The 14,645-nt window shown below is 71.2% G+C and carries 10 protein-coding genes and 2 tRNA genes; all 12 read right to left on the reverse strand.

Annotated elements, in window-relative coordinates; genetic code table 11:
* Positions 1–32: 32 nt before the first annotated feature.
* The 12 genes from DYI95_RS11050 to DYI95_RS11105 all read right to left on the reverse strand — a co-directional run bounded on the left by DYI95_RS11050 (position 33) and on the right by DYI95_RS11105 (position 14,558).
* On the reverse strand, positions 33–1,073 hold the full coding sequence (locus DYI95_RS11050; RefSeq protein ID WP_116899887.1) for a rod shape-determining protein: 1,041 nt from the start codon (positions 1,071–1,073) through the stop codon (positions 33–35).
* Between the two features lie 157 nt (positions 1,074–1,230).
* Positions 1,231–2,130 carry a DNA repair protein RadC gene (gene radC / locus DYI95_RS11055; RefSeq protein ID WP_116899746.1) on the reverse strand — a complete coding sequence of 300 codons (900 nt, stop codon included), beginning with the start codon at positions 2,128–2,130 and terminating at the stop codon, positions 1,231–1,233.
* A complete protein-coding gene (locus DYI95_RS11060) occupies positions 2,127–2,780 on the reverse strand; it encodes a nucleoside triphosphate pyrophosphatase (protein WP_116899745.1) in 654 nt (217 codons plus the stop codon). The genes radC and DYI95_RS11060 overlap by 4 nt, the downstream gene beginning before the upstream one ends.
* Before the next feature lie 94 nt (positions 2,781–2,874).
* Positions 2,875–3,129: a 2-keto-3-deoxygluconate permease gene (locus DYI95_RS11065; protein ID WP_203530652.1), complete on the reverse strand. Its 255-nt coding sequence runs from the start codon at positions 3,127–3,129 to the stop codon at positions 2,875–2,877.
* Positions 3,130–3,522: 393 nt separating this feature from the next.
* Entirely contained in the window at positions 3,523–6,339 is a 2,817-nt protein-coding gene (locus tag DYI95_RS11070) for a valine--tRNA ligase (RefSeq protein WP_116899743.1), read from the reverse strand.
* An 828-nt stretch (positions 6,340–7,167) separates the two neighbouring features.
* On the reverse strand, positions 7,168–7,746 hold the full coding sequence (locus DYI95_RS11075) for a GNAT family N-acetyltransferase (protein WP_116899742.1): 579 nt from the start codon (positions 7,744–7,746) through the stop codon (positions 7,168–7,170).
* 194 nt (positions 7,747–7,940) lie between these two features.
* Positions 7,941–9,632: an ATP-dependent protease LonB gene (gene lonB / locus DYI95_RS11080; RefSeq protein ID WP_116899741.1), complete on the reverse strand. Its 1,692-nt coding sequence runs from the start codon at positions 9,630–9,632 to the stop codon at positions 7,941–7,943.
* Between the two features lie 482 nt (positions 9,633–10,114).
* The gene (clpX, locus tag DYI95_RS11085; protein ID WP_116899740.1) at positions 10,115–11,374 is read right to left on the reverse strand and encodes an ATP-dependent Clp protease ATP-binding subunit ClpX; all 1,260 of its coding nucleotides are present in this window, start codon (positions 11,372–11,374) and stop codon (positions 10,115–10,117) included.
* A 24-nt stretch (positions 11,375–11,398) separates the two neighbouring features.
* Positions 11,399–11,998 carry an ATP-dependent Clp endopeptidase proteolytic subunit ClpP gene (clpP, locus tag DYI95_RS11090; RefSeq protein WP_116899739.1) on the reverse strand — a complete coding sequence of 200 codons (600 nt, stop codon included), beginning with the start codon at positions 11,996–11,998 and terminating at the stop codon, positions 11,399–11,401.
* A gap of 244 nt (positions 11,999–12,242) precedes the next feature.
* A complete protein-coding gene (tig, locus tag DYI95_RS11095) occupies positions 12,243–13,724 on the reverse strand; it encodes a trigger factor (RefSeq protein WP_116899738.1) in 1,482 nt (493 codons plus the stop codon).
* A gap of 390 nt (positions 13,725–14,114) precedes the next feature.
* A tRNA-Gly gene (locus DYI95_RS11100) sits at positions 14,115–14,189 on the reverse strand.
* A 287-nt stretch (positions 14,190–14,476) separates the two neighbouring features.
* Positions 14,477–14,558: transfer RNA gene (locus DYI95_RS11105), tRNA-Leu, on the reverse strand.
* Positions 14,559–14,645 lie beyond the last annotated feature (87 nt).

Below are 14,645 nucleotides of genomic sequence, written 5' to 3' on the forward strand. Positions count from 1 at the left end.
CCCCCCTCTGCCCTCAGCCGGATGAACCGGCCTCAGGCCAGGCGGCGCGAGGTCGCCAGGCTCCGCTGGACGTTGTCGATCACATCCAGGTACTTGCCCGCACCCAGGGCCACCGAGAGCAGGGGGTCTTCGGCGATGTGCACGGGCATGCCCGTCTCCTCGGCCACCCGGCGATCGAGGCCGCGCAGCAGGGAACCGCCGCCGGTCATCACGATGCCCCGGTCCATGATGTCCGAGGCCAGTTCGGGCGGCGTCCGCTCCAGGGTCACCTTGATGGCGTCGACGATGGCCGCCACCGTTTCGGACAAGGCCTCGCGGATCTCCGCCGCCGTCACCTCGATGGTCTTGGGCAGGCCCGTGACCAGGTCGCGCCCGCGGATCTCCACCGAGCCCTCGTCCTCCATGGGGTAGGCGGAGCCGATGGCGATCTTGACCTCTTCCGCCGTCCGCTCGCCGATCAGCAGGTTGTAGTTGCGCTTGACGTAGTTGACGATGGCCTCGTCCATCTCGTCGCCGCCGATGCGGATGGACCGGTGGGTGACGATGCCGCCCAGGGAGATGATCGCCACCTCGGTGGTGCCGCCGCCGATGTCCACGATCATGTTGCCGGTGGGCTCGTGGACCGGCAGCCCGGCGCCGATGGCCGCCGCCATGGGCTCCTCGATGGGGTACGCCTTGCGCGCCCCCGCCTGCTCGGTGGCGTCGACCACCGCCCGCTTCTCCACCTCGGTGACCCCGGACGGCAGGCAGATCACCACCCGGGGACGAACCAGCGACCGACCCCGCAGCGCCTTGGCGATGAAATGCCGCAGCATGGCCTGGGTGATCTCGAAGTCGGCGATGACGCCGTCCTTCATCGGCCGCACGGCGATGATGTTGCCGGGGGTGCGGCCGATCATGCGCTTGGCCTCCTCGCCGACGGCCAGCACCTGCTTGGTTTCCGCCTGGACGGCCACCACCGAGGGTTCCTGGATCACGATCCCCCGGCCCCGCACGTAGACCAGCGTGTTGGCCGTCCCCAGGTCGATGCCCATGTCGCGGGAGAAGTAACGGTATACCGATTCAAGCACCACCAACGCCCCCTGACCGTGCCACCTCTTGACCTTCCTTCGCCTGACCTGGCCGGCGCCTCCCCTGGAACGGAGCGCATCAAAGCCGCCGGCCAGGCGCCTTCCCCCGGGTCCGTGCAGCCTCCCGCTGCCCGTGCCGCGCCTTCCCGCGGGAGCGCCCTCACGCCTCCCACACCAGGCCGGCCTCGCGCAAGCTGGCGTAACGCTGGTTGCCGATGATCACGTGGTCCAGCACATCGATCCCCATGATCCGCCCGGCCTCCACCAGGCGGCGCGTCACCTGGACGTCTTCCGGGCTTGGCGTGGGATCGCCGCTCGGGTGGTTGTGCACCAGGACCAGCGCGGCCGCTCCCCTGCGGACGGCGGCCCGGAAGACCTCCCGCGGGTGCACCAGGGACCCGTTCAGCGTCCCGATCGAAATCAAGTCCACACCTAGTACATAATGTTTCGTGTTCAACTGAACCACGTATAAATGTTCCCTATCCAGGTCTTTCATGCCGGCCATCAGCAGCCGGCTGACGTCCTCCGGACCCCGGACCCGCGGCCGAACCGGCCACGCCGTGGCCAGGCGCCGCCCGAGCTCTACCCCAGCCACAATCTGGGCGGCACGGGCGGGTCCGATGCCCGGGATCTGGCGGAGCTCCTCCGCCCGGGCCGACGCCAGCCATTGCAGCGCATCCCACTCCCCGCCAGGCTCCGGCGCTCCCGCCCTTTCCTCCGGTGGTTGGGCGGGCGCCGTGCCTCCGGCTGCCGGCCCGTCGGCCACGGCCCGGCAGCCGGCAACGCTACCGGTGGCGGCCGCTGCGCCGGCCCGCCGGTCACGGCGGTCCGGATCGTCCCGCTGGAGCCGGCGGGTGGAGCCCCGGCTGCCCCAGGCCAGCACCCGGCGCGCCAGATCCAGGGCCGATTCGCCCCGACCCGTCCCCGAACCGATGAGAATGGCCAGGAGGTCGACGGTGCTCAGGGAGGCGGCGCCGCCCGCCAGGAGCCGCTCCCGCGGGCGGTCCGACGGGGGCAAGTCTTTGACCCGCAAGGACTCGGGCCGCCGGACCCGCCTCATCGCCCGGAAGCCCCCGGGCCCGGGTGGGCCAGGATCCTCTCGGGTCCCAGCACCCGCACGCCGAAGAGGGAGAGCAGATCGGCCAGCAGGGGCAAGGGCAGGCCAACGACGTTAAAGTAACACCCCTCGATGCGGGGAACAAGGGTCGCGCCCAGCCCCTGGATGGCATAGGCGCCCGCCTTGTCCATGGGCTCTCCCGTCGCCACGTAGGCCTCGATCTCCGTCCGGGTCAGGGGGCGCATCCAGACCCGCGTCAGGCGGGTCCCCGTGGCCGCGCGGCCGGTGGAGGCGTCCACCACCGCCACGCCGGAGGCGACCCGGTGTTCCCGACCGGCCAGGGCGCCCAAGATGGCCATGGCTTCCTGCCGGTCCCGGGGCTTGCCCAGAAGCCGGCCGTCCAGCTCCACCACGGTATCGGCACCGATGACCAGCGCTCCGGGGTGGCGCCGGGCCACGTCCTTGGCCTTGCGCAGCGCCTGCCGCAGGGCCCAGTCCTCCGGGTCCAGGGTTCCGACCGGCCCTGCGGGCAGGGGTTCTTCCGCCCGGGACGGGTCCTGGACGAAGGGCAGGCCGAGCATGGCCAGGAGCTGCACCCGCCGCGGCGAGGACGATGCCAGGACCAGCCTGCGGTGCGAGCTTGTCCCCTTCATCGGCCCTCCCCCCGCATCACGCCGCGACGGGATCCCGGACAAGGCCGGCGGCTGCCCGCAGGGCCCATCCCCGCAACGGCGCCGCCCGGCGCGCCTACCGGCGGCGCTGCAGCCAGAACAGTGCAGCCAGGATGCCCAGCAAGCCTCCCGCCGTGATGTCGAGGCGCAGGCCCAGGGTCACCGCGCCCAGGTACGGCACCGCCAGGGTGGTGGGCTCCAGGGAAGGGCCCAGCCCCTGGGACAGCCAGGGCAGCCACCCCGCCAGCCCATGGCGTGCCGCCAGGTTGCCCAGGGCATTGCCCACCAGCACCGCGGCCAGCACGCCCCATCCTCCGCCGTTGCGTCGCATGAACTCCCGTCCTTTCCTGGACGGTGGCTCTTTTCGGTACCGGCACGCTGTTGCCTCCCTTTTGTCGAAAAGTGATGTGGATCACCATTATTTGGTGGGGTGCCATTATTTTACATCATGCTCCAGTCCCCCGCCAGCTGCTCCCAGCGGCCGGCACCCGGCGGTTCCGGCCGGATCCAACGGCTCGGGGGCAGCAAAGAAGGGCGGGCGGCTCTGCCGCCCGCCCCTGGCCGGTGGCCTAGGGTACCCCTTCGGCTTGACCCGTCGCCCCCTGGACCAGACCCTGGGGGCCGGACCCCTGCCGGGCCGGGGCACCTGCCGGCACGCCCGTCCCGGCCTGCCGGCCTGCCGCCCTGGCCGCGCTGCCCGCGCTGGAGGCAGCGCCGGTGGCGTTCAACCCAGCTCCGCCAGTCGCTGGGCCAGGAGTTCCAGCCGCGCCGCCAGCTCCTGCTCCCGCTGGCGCTCCTGTTCGACCACCTCCGCCGGTGCCCGGGTCACGAACCCCTGGTTCTGCAGTTTGTCCCGCACCCTTCCCAGCGCCGCCTCGGCGTGCTCCCGTTCCCGCTCAAGGCGCCTCCGTTCCGCCTCCAGATCGATCAGGCCGGCCAGGGGCATGTAGGCGACCACGCCCGGCCCGACATAGGCGGCAGCCTGCGCGGGCCGCTCCCCGCTCCCCGTGGCGATCTCCAGCCGGTCGACCCCGGCCAGGCGGCGAATGGCTTCGGCCTGCTCGCGGAACGCCTCGGCCTGGGCGGGTTCCTCCGCGTAGATCAGGACGTGGGCCTTGCGCCCGGGCGGCACCCGGAACTCCGCCCGGATGCTGCGCAGGCCGTGGATGGTGTCGATCACCCGCTGGAACCGCGCGATGCGGCCGTCGTCGCCGGCGGCCGCCTCCGGCCACGCCTCGCCCGCCCGCGGCCAGGGGGCCAGGGCCAGGGTCCGGGGCCCGCCGCCGGGGCGCGGCAGCTTCTGCCAGATGGCCTCGCTGATGAAGGGCATGAAGGGATGGAGCAGGCGCAGGGTCTGCTCCAGGACCTGCCAGAGGGTGTACTGGGCGGCGTAGCGGCTGGCGGCGGCCCCGGCCTCCGCGACGCGGCCCTCTCCAGGGGTGCGGGCTTCAGGACTGCGGGCCGCACCCGCCGGGTCGCCGGCCGGCCGCCCACCGGCATCCGCCCGTCCCGGCGCCGCCCCGTCACCCGCCAGCCGCGGCTTGACCAGCTCGATGTACCAGTCGCAGAACTCGTCCCAGATGAAGTTGTATAGGGCGCGAGCCGCCTCCCCCAGCTCGAAGCCTTCCAGCAGGCGCTGCACGTCGGCCGTCACCGCCTCCAGCCGGGCCAGGATCCAGCGGTCGGCGGCGTTCTCGCGCCGCGGCTCGCCCCGGGCGGGGTCGAAGTCCTGGAGGTTCATCAGCACGAAGCGGGCCGCGTTCCACAGCTTGTTGGCGAAGTTCCGGCTGGCCTCGGCCCGCTCCCAGGAGAAGCGGGCGTCGTTGCCCGGCGCCAGGCCCGTCACCAGGGTGAAGCGCAGGGCGTCGGCCCCGTACTTGTCGATCACTTCCAGCGGGTCGACCACGTTGCCGCGGGATTTCGACATCTTCTGCCCCTGGGCGTCCCGCACCAGGCCGTGGAGGAGCACCGTGCGGAAGGGCACGTCCCCCATGAACTCGAGGCCCATCACCATCATCCGGGCGACCCAGAAGAACAGGATGTCATAGCCCGTCACCAGCACCGAGGTGGGGTAGAACCGGCGCAGATCGGGGCTGTCCGCGTCGGGCCAGCCCAGGGTGGAGAAGGGCCAGAGGGCCGAGCTGAACCAGGTGTCCAGCACGTCCTCGTCCTGGTGCAGGGCGTCGCTGCCGCAACGCGGGCAGCGGTCGGGGTCCTCCCGCGCCACCACGGTCTCGCCGCACTGCCGGCAGTACCAGGCCGGAATCCGGTGACCCCACCAGATCTGCCGGGAGATGCACCAGTCGCGGATGTTCTCCAGCCAGTGCAGGTACACGCGGGTGAACCGCTCGGGCACGATGCGGGTGCGGCCGCTGAGGACCGCCTCCATGGCCGGTTCGGCCAGGGGCTTCATGCGGACGAACCACTGGCGCGAGATCAGGGGCTCGATCACCGTCCCGCAGCGGTAGCAGACCCCCACGTTGTGGCGATGGGTCTCCACCTTGACCAGGTAGCCGCCCTCCTCCAGGTCGGCCACCACCCGGCGGCGCGCCTCCTGGCGGTCGAGCCCGGCGTAGCGGCTGCCGGCGGCATCGGTCATGCGCCCGTCGAAGCCCACCACCTGCACGGCCTCCAGGCCATGGCGCCGCCCCATCTCGAAGTCGTTGGGGTCGTGGGCCGGCGTCACCTTGACGGCGCCGGTACCGAACTCCGGGTCCACCAGGGGGTCCGCAATGATGGGGATCTCCCGGCCCACCAGGGGCAGGCGGACCCGCCGGCCCACCAGGTGGCGGTAGCGCTCGTCCTCGGGGTGGACGGCCACCGCCGTGTCGCCCAGCATGGTCTCCGGCCGCGTGGTGGCCACCTCGACCGCCCCTTCGCCGTCCACCAGCGGGTAGCGCAGGTGGTAGAGCCGGCCCTCGCGCTCCTCGTGCTCCACCTCGATGTCCGCCAGGGCCGTATGGCATTCCGGGCACCAGTTCACCATGTAGTCGCCCCGGTAGATCAGGCCCTTCTCGTACAGCCGGACGAAGACCTCGCGCACGGCGCGGCTGCAGCCCTCGTCCATGGTGAAGCGCACCCGGTCCCAGTCCACCGAGGCGCCCAGCCGGCGCAGCTGGCCCAGGATGTTCGCCTCGTACTGGTTCTTCCACGCCCAGACCCGTTCCAGGAACCGCTCCCGGCCCAGGTCCTGCCGGCGCAGGCCCTCCTCCCGGGCCAGCCGCACCTCCACCACGTGCTGGGTGGCGATGCCCGCATGGTCCGTGCCGGGCACCCAGAGGGTGACGTCGCCCAGCATGCGGTGCCAGCGGGCCAGGATGTCCTGCATGGTGTTGTTCAGCGCGTGGCCGATGTGCAGGTTCCCGGTCACGTTGGGCGGAGGGATCACCATGGAGAAGACGGGCCCGGGCGCGTCCCGGTCGGCGTGAAAGGCCCGCTCCTCCAGCCAGAAGCGATAGATGTCCTCCTCGAAGTCCTGCGGCCGGTAGCGCGTCGGCAGTTCTGGCGCCACCGCCTGGTGCACCGGCTCTCCGCTTGCCATGCTCCCTCTCCTTCCACCGGCGCGGCATCTTCGGCCCGCGCGCCGGCACCAGGCTGTCGTCCCCTGGCCGCCCGCCCCCGCCCGGGCCAGCGGCAGGGCACCCGCGGCACCCGGAGGGAGGAACCGGCCCCTGGCGCCGTCCCAGCAGCGTCCAACCCGGGCGGCTCCCGCCCGGCGGCCCATGAAAAAGGCCCCTCGCCCCAAGGGGCGAGAGGCCTTGCTCTCGCGGTACCACCCTTCTTCCGCCCCGCCCGGCAGCGCCGCCATGGCCCAGCCGCCACGGACCGGCAACGGGCACCCGCCGGGTGCGGGACGCTCACGGCGCGTTCACGGGCGCCACCCGCCCGGCCTACGCCCCCCTGCCATCCCCCGCCCCCGGGGTCCGGCCCGGGCCGGGGGTCACACCGGCAGGCGAGTTGGGACCGGGAGCTCCGGGGCGACTTCGGGCCCGCCTTACCGGAAGGCGCCTTCCAGCCGCCGGGCGCCTCTCTCTGGCCGGGGTTGCGGCCCCTACTCCTCCCCGTCATCGCCCTCTGCCGCTGCCCCGCGGGCCGGCAGCGGGACACGCGCGCCGGCTGCGGGGCGAGCTGGATTGGGTTGACTGTAGTGTAAAAGAAGGAAAGGCAGCCCTGTCAAGGCCCGCGGCGCGGCAGAACCGGCGGCCGGCGATAAAGCGGGACCCGTAAAGGCGGGACCCCTTGCGCCGAGTCCGGCAGGCTGCCGCGCAGCCTCCTCCCACCCGCAGGGCCGGCGTGGAAGAACCCTGACCCGGGGGGCGAAGGGGCCGGCCCCCGGCGAAGGAACCCTCACCCGGGGGACCGGCCGCGGCTAGTCGGCGGCTGCGGCCCGCGGGTCCGCCGCGGCAGGGCCGATCCCCGCGCTCCCGCCCGGCCTGGCGTCCAGGGCCCGGACCATCAGGTACATGTCGGCCAGCCCGTCCGCCTTGCGGCGTCCGGCCGTGAACCGTCCCAGGGAGCGAAACCCCGCCGCCCGGTAACAGCGCAGGGCGGCCACGTTGCGCACGTCGACCCGCAGGAACAGCTGCTTGAGACCGATCCCGGCGGCATACCGGGCGGCCGCCCGGACGGCGTCGCGGCCCAGGCCCCTGCCCCGGTAGCGGGGGTCGCCGATGCGGATGCGCAGCTCGGCTTCCCGCCGCACCCAGTTGATTTCCACCAGCTCCACATCGCCGATGACCTGCCCCGACGGCAGGCGCACCGCCAGCACCACGTGCCGCGGGTCGGCCTGCGCCGCCTGCCACCAGGTGCAGGCCCCGGCCAGGCTGTCGAAGCGCTGCCCGGCGAAGCGGGCGACCGCCGGATCCCGTTCCCAGCGCACCAGCCAGGCGAGATCGGCGGGGGTCAGGGGTGTCAGGACCACCCGCTGCCCCCGGATTTGTACCGTCATCGTCCCGGTTCCCCTCGTCCCCAACTGGCGTGGCGGCCGGGGCATCCCAGCCACCGCGGGTCACAGCCCAGGGGGTTCGGGGAACGGGGGGCGTTTTCCTACCTCGCCGGGACAAGCACTTTCCGGCAGGCCCGTCAGTCCTGGGCACCGGGTGCCCGGCGGGCCCGGCACCCGGTCCTGGGGGCCGGGGTGCGCTAGGCGTTGGGCTGCGGGGCGGCCGTCAGCACCTCGGCGCCCACTTCCTGACCGGCCCGCGGCGCGGCCGGTTCTTCCCGCACCAGGGCGGCCCGGAGCACCTCCTCCACGGTGTTCACCGGCACCACCTCCAGGCCGCAGCGGCCCAGCGACTCCTGCCAGTTCTCCCGGGGCAGGACGACCCGGCGGGCGCCGGCCTGGCGCGCCGCCGCCACCTTCGCCTGGATGCCGCCCACCGCCCGGACCAGGCCCCGGGCGCTTACCTCGCCGGTGATGGCCACCTGGTTGTCCACCGGGATGCCTGTCAGGGCCGAGTAGATGGCCGCCGCCAGGCACGCCCCGGCGGAGGGGCCGTCCAGGGGAATGCCCCCCGGGAAGTTGATGTGCAGGTCGTAGTCGGCGGGATGAACCGGCAACAGCCGCCGCAGGGCGGTGAGGACGTTCTCCACCGAGCCGCGGGCGGTGCTCTTGCGCCGCTTCACAGGGCGACCGCCGCCGCCGAATTCCTCCTCGTCGATGACCCCCGTCAGGGTGATGCGCCCCTGCCCTGCAACGGCAGCCCGGGAAGCGACCACCTCGATCTCGATCAACGTGCCCAGGTTGGGCCCGTACACGGCCAGGCCGTGGGCCACACCCACCTGGGGCCGGTCCGCCACCCGGCGCTCGGGGCGGGGCGTGTACTGCCCGGTGTTGACCACCCACTCCACGTCGGCGGTGGTTACCCGCTGGCGCCCCTCGGTCTCCGCCAGCCCCGCGGCGATCTGGACGATGTTGACGGCTTCCCGGCCGTTGCGGGCGTACCGCTCGATGACCCGCACCGCCCCTTCGTCCATGGGCAGGTCCAGGCGGGCCGCCGCCCGGCGGGCGATGAGGCCGACCTCTTCCGGCGTCAGGGGGCGGAAGAAGATCTCCACGCACCGCGAGCGGATGGCGGGCGGGATCTCGTCCGGCATCCGGGTGGTGGCGCCCACCAGGCGGAAGTCGGCCGGCAGCCCGTTCTCGAACACGTCCCTGATGTGGGCCGGCAGGTTGGGATCGTCGGGATTGTAGTAAGCGCTCTCCAGCAGCACCTTGCGGTCTTCCAGGACCTTGAGCAGCTTGTTCATCTGCACCGGGTGCAGCTCGCCGATCTCGTCGATGAACAGGATGCCCCCGTGGGCGCGGGTCACCGCGCCCGGCTTGGGCTGGGGGATGCCGGCCACCCCCAGCGGGCCGGCCCCCTGGTAGATGGGGTCGTGGACCGACCCGATGAGGGGGTCTGCAATGCCCCGCTCGTCGAAGCGAGCGGTGGTGGCGTCGATCTCCACGAAGGCCGCGTCGGGCCGGAAGGGCGAGCGCGGGTTGCGCTTGGCTTCCTCCAGCACCAGCCGGGCCGCCGCCGTCTTGCCGACGCCCGGCGGGCCGTAGATCAGCACGTGCTGCGGGTTCGGGCCGCAAAGGGCGGCCCTCAGGGCACGCAACCCCTCTTCCTGGCCGACGATGTCTTCAAAGCGCTGGGGCCGGGTTCGCTCCGCGAGGGGCTCGGTCAGGGCGATGGCCCGCAGCTGGGCCAGGCGGTCCTGCTCCTTGCGAGATTCCTTGCGCACGGCCACCTTGCTGCCTTGCTGGGCCTTCAGCAGGTTCCAGAAGTAGAGGCCGATCACCACGGCAAAGAAGAACTGAACGAAGGTGATGATGCTCCCGTAGTCCATGGCCGGCGGGCTCCCCTCACGCTTGGTGGGCGGAACGGCGGCGCAGGTGGAGGGCGCCGGCGTTCCGGGAATCGGTCCTAGTATCTGCCCGGGCGCCCGCCTTCACCCCGAGACCGGTGGGCAATGGCCGGTAGCAGCACCAAGGCACCTGGTGCGACCCCGGGCAGGGGCCGGCAGGCGGGGGGCACGGCGGGTGGCAGGGCGGGGTGACAAGTCGGGACCGCTGGTCAGGCAACGGACCCGCGGGAGGTGCCGGCTGAAGATAAAGCGCGAGGATAAAGCCGCTGGTAAAAGGCGACTGCCGGCGCGGAGGTGGCGGGGCATGATGCCCCTCCTAGGGCATGGTGCCCCTTCTTCCCACCGCCGTACCGGCAGTCCGGCCGGAGGACTTCAGGCCCGCCGCCCCTGGCGAGGCGGCCCTGACCGGCCCGCCCTACGGGCCGGCCCTCTTTGCGGTCGCCCGGCTCTGGCCGTCCGGCGCCTCAGGCCGATTCTTCCTGCTTCTTGACGCGCTCGCGGGTGACCATGATGGGTTCCCGCCGCTGGCGCACCGTCTCCTCGGTGATGACCACCCGGGCCACATCGTCGCGGCCGGGCAGCTCGTACATGAGATCCAGCATCAGCTCCTCCACGATGGCCCGCAGGCCACGGGCGCCGGTGTTCCGCTTCAGCGCCTCCTGGGCGATGGCCCGCAGCGCTTCGGGCTCGAACTCCAGCTCCACGTTGTCCAGCGCCAGGAGCTTCTGGTACTGCTTGACCAGCGCGTTCTTCGGCTCTGTCAGGATCCGCACCAGGGCGTCCTCATCGAGGGCGTCCAGGGTGGCGATGACGGGCAGGCGCCCGACGAACTCGGGGATGAGCCCGAACTTCAACAGGTCTTCGGGCATGATGTGGCGCAGGATGTCACCCACGTTGGTCTCCTGCTTGCTGCGCACCTCGGCACCAAACCCCATGACCCGGCGCCCGATGCGGCTGGCGATGATCTTGTCCAGGCCCTCGAAGGCGCCGCCGCAGATGAAGAGGATGTTGGTGGTGTCGATCTGGATGAACTCCTGGTGGGGGTGCTTGCGCCCGCCCTGGGGCGGTACGCTGGCCACCGTTCCCTCCAGGATCTTGAGCAGGGCCTGCTGGACGCCTTCGCCCGACACGTCACGGGTGATGGACGGGTTTTCCGCCTTGCGGGCGATCTTGTCAATCTCGTCGATGTACACGATCCCGCGTTCCGCCCGCTCGATGTCGTAATCGGCGGCCTGGATGAGCTTCAGCAGGATGTTCTCCACGTCCTCGCCCACGTAACCCGCCTCGGTGAGGGAGGTGGCGTCGGCGATGGCGAAGGGCACGTTCAGCAGCTTGGCCAGGGTCTGCGCCAGCAGGGTCTTGCCCGAGCCCGTGGGGCCGATCATCAGGATGTTGCTCTTCTGGAGCTCCACGTCGTCGATGCGGCCGCCCAGGTGGATCCGCTTGTAGTGGTTGTACACCGCCACGGAGAGGATCTTCTTGGCCCGCTCCTGGCCGATGACATACTGGTCCAGGAAGGCCTTGATCTCCGCCGGCTTGGGCAGGTCCTTGAGCTCGACGTCGGCCTCCTCGCTGAGCTCCTCTTCGATGATGTCATTGCAGAGCTCGATGCACTCGTCGCAAATGTACACTCCCGGCCCCGCCACCAGGCGCTTCACCTGGTCCTGGTACTTGCCGCAGAACGAGCACTTCAGCTGGCCCTTCTCGTCGGTGAATTTGAACATGACGACCCCTCTCTCGCCGGGTGGCTACCCGTCCGACCGCTTGGACCGAGGCTCGAGGACGTGGTCGATGAGACCGTACTCCTTGGCCTCCTCCGCGGTCATGAAGAAGTCCCGCTCGGTGTCCCGCTCGATGCGCTCCAGGGGCTGGCCGGTGTGCTTGGCCAGGATCTCGTTGGCCACCTGGCGCAGCTTGAGCAGTTGATCGGCGTAGATCTTGACGTCCGACGCCGTGCCGCCGACCTGGGAGTGGGGCTGGTGGATCATGATGCGGGAGTGGGGCAGGGCGTAGCGCTTGCCCTTGGTCCCGCCGGCCAGCAGGATCGCCCCCATGCTGGCCGCCAGGCCCACGCAGTAGGTGGCGACGTCGGGCTTGATGTGCTGCATCGTGTCGTAGATGGCCAACCCCGAGTCGACGCTCCCGCCGGGGCTGTTGATGTAGATCGAGATGTCCCGGTCGGGATCGTCGGTCTGGAGAAACAGCAGCTGGGCGATCACCGAGTTGGCCACCACGTCATCGATGGGGGTGCCGATGAAGACGATGCGGTCCTTCAGCAGCCGCGAGTAGATGTCGTAGGCCCGCTCGCCCCGGTTGGTCTGCTCGATGACGTACGGAACCAGGTTCATTCCAGCCCACCTCGCCCTCGCCCACCGAAGCCGGCGGCGCACCCGCAGGGGGCCGGCCGGTCTCCGGCCCGGCCGGACCCCCCAGGGGGACGAACCGGCCGCCCGGAGGCGCGGCTTCGGTGTCTATTATATTGGCCCGATTCTCCGGCCGCCTGCACCTGCCAGGGAATCCGAACCGGCCCGGGACCTTCCGGCGGTACGCCCGGTCCCCGCGGCCGGCTTTCCGTCACACCCTTGCAGTTTGTCATTCCGTGGTCCCGGTTGATGCGCCGGCCGCCTCCGGCGTGTCCGGCGTCCGGGCACCTTCTGCGACCGGCCCTTCTTGGCCCTGCCGCCCGGGACCGGCGGGGGCCCCCGTCACCGCAGCTTCGGTGGCAGCTGCTTCCACGGGTTGACCTTCAGCGGCCTCGCCGCCGGTGGCCGCCGCCCCGGCCGCCTGGCCCGTGGCCTGTTCCACCAGCCAGTCGATGGTCTTGCGCCGCCGGATGTTCTCCGCCACGTCCAGGACCAGGCCGCTACGGGCGAATTGCTGGCGCACCCGCTGATAGGGCTGGCCCATGGCCGCAGCCAGGCTGCGCAGTTCCGCCTGAATCTCGGCGTCGGTGGCCTCGATCCCCTCCGCTTTGGCCACGGCATCCAGCACCAGATCGGTGCGGACGTCTTCCACCGCCTGCGGCCGCAGGGATTCGGCCAGTTGCTCGCGGGTCTGGTTGGTCGCCTGCAGGTACGACTCCAGGCTGTCGCCCTGGCGGCGCAGCCGGTTCTCCAGGCTGTTGATGCGGTCCTCCACCTGGCGGCGCACCAGCGTTTCCGGCACCTCCAGGCGAGCCCCTTCCACCACCTTCTGCACCACTTGCCGGCGCAGGTCCGCCCGGGCTTGCTCCTGGGCAATTCGGGTCAGTTCTTTCTCGACCTGGGCGCGCAACTCCTGCAGGCTGGAAAGTCCCGCCACGTCCTGGGCGAACTCGTCGTCCAGCGGCGGCAGCACCTTGCGCTTGAGCTCCTTCAGGCGAATGTGGAAGGTGGCCGTCTTGCCGCGCAGGGACTCCTCCGGGTGGTCGGCGGGGAAGGTCACCGGGACGTCCTTCTCCTCGCCCGGCCGCATGCCCAGGATCTGCTCCTCCACGCCGTCCAGCAGGCGGCCGGCGCCCAGCTCGACGGTGTAATCCTCGGCCTGGCCGTTGGGGATGGGCTGGCCGTCCAGGGTTCCTTCCAGGTCCAGGACCGCCACCATGCCCTTCTCGGCAACCGCATCCTCGCCGGCGGGTTCCAGGGTCGCCCGCAACTCGCGCCAGCGCTCCAGTTCCTGCTGGACATCCTCCTCGGTGACGGTGGCCACCGGCACTTCGACCCGCAGGGAGCGGTAGTCGCCCAGGTCGACCTCGGGCTTCACCTCCACCTCGGCGGTGAAGCGCAGTCCCTGCTCTTCACTGAAGGTTTCAATGTTGAGCTGGGGCCGGTCGATGGGTTCGATGCCCGTTTCCGCCACGGCCTGGCTGTAGGCCTCGGGCAGGAGGTGATCCAGGGCTTCCTCGTAGAGGGCCGCCTTGCCCAGATGCCGCTCCACCAGGAACCGCGGCGCGCGACCCTTGCGAAAACCCGGGATCTGGACCCGCTGGACCAGATGGCGGTAGGCGTGGTCCAGGGCCCGGGCCACCGTCTCCGGTTCGACCTCAACGGTGAGGGTCGCCCGGCGATTTTCGATCTTTTCCACGGTCGCCTTCAAATCAGCCCATCCTCCCCGGCTCGCCCCGGCGCAAGCAAAAGGAGCAAGCCTTCGCCGTACTGCACGCATGCTGCACGCCAGAGCAGGATCCGATCCGCAGGACCCGAAAAGTTTAGCATACCAGGCAACGACCGGCCAAGGGATGGCACCGGCGCCTGCCCTGTACGTGACCGGTGCCCGCTACGTGCGACCGCTTCCCTTCGCCTGCGTCACCGGTGCCCGCCACCTGCATGTCAACGTACCCGGACCGCTGGCGGGACGGCAGGGATCGGGCCAGTTCCTGGGAACGGGTTCTTGCGGTGAACGCCTTCTCGTGAGAGCCTTCTGGCTTCATGCGCAGGTGGCGCCCTTCGGCACCGGGATACGACCCGGCACCCGAGGGCGCCACCGTGGAGCGGGAGACGGGATTCGAACCCGCGGCCTTCTGCATGGCAAGCAGACGCTCTACCCCTGAGCTACTCCCGCGCGCTAGCTCGAATCACCCAAGCCTGCTTCGCGAAGCGCTTGGGCCGACCTGGTGTGGACGGCTTTGGGCCGCCCGACAGCACCTGACTATAACACGAAACCTGTGACGGCGCAACCCGCACCCACCGCCAGCCGCACCCCACCCCGCCCCCGCCGGGCTGCCCGGGGCAGGCGCAGCGTCCTGAGCCCGGCTTAGCCCCTGCATCTTCACGCCGGCTCAGCAGCCGGCGGCAGGTTGCGGGGCGGCCGGCCGGACCTGCTGGCCGCGGCCGGGATGGCCGTCCCTGTGCGGGCGGGGAGACTCGAACTCCCACGGGACGAACCCACCAGATCCTAAGTCTGGCGCGTCTGCCGTTCCGCCACGCCCGCCTGCCAGCGGGATCCGGGGTCGCAGCACCGCTCATTTTAGCATCCCGCTCCAGCGAGTGTCCACGCCGCACCCGGGCCGTGGGCCGC

The organism is Thermaerobacter sp. PB12/4term, assembly GCF_003403315.2.
Lineage (GTDB): Bacteria > Bacillota > Sulfobacillia > Thermaerobacterales > Thermaerobacteraceae > Thermaerobacter.

Excerpts from the sequence above, each read along its gene's own strand:
- radC (WP_116899746.1), bottom strand. The coding sequence starts at position 2,130 with ATGAGGCGGGTCCGGCGGCCCGAGTCCTTGCGGGTCAAAGACTTGCCC.
- DYI95_RS11060 (WP_116899745.1), bottom strand. The coding sequence starts at position 2,780 with ATGAAGGGGACAAGCTCGCACCGCAGGCTGGTCCTGGCATCGTCCTCG.
- DYI95_RS11065 (WP_203530652.1), bottom strand. The coding sequence starts at position 3,129 with ATGCGACGCAACGGCGGAGGATGGGGCGTGCTGGCCGCGGTGCTGGTG.
- DYI95_RS11070 (WP_116899743.1), bottom strand. The coding sequence starts at position 6,339 with ATGGCAAGCGGAGAGCCGGTGCACCAGGCGGTGGCGCCAGAACTGCCG.
- DYI95_RS11075 (WP_116899742.1), bottom strand. The coding sequence starts at position 7,746 with ATGACGGTACAAATCCGGGGGCAGCGGGTGGTCCTGACACCCCTGACC.
- lonB (WP_116899741.1), bottom strand. The coding sequence starts at position 9,632 with ATGGACTACGGGAGCATCATCACCTTCGTTCAGTTCTTCTTTGCCGTG.
- clpX (WP_116899740.1), bottom strand. The coding sequence starts at position 11,374 with ATGTTCAAATTCACCGACGAGAAGGGCCAGCTGAAGTGCTCGTTCTGC.
- clpP (WP_116899739.1), bottom strand. The coding sequence starts at position 11,998 with ATGAACCTGGTTCCGTACGTCATCGAGCAGACCAACCGGGGCGAGCGG.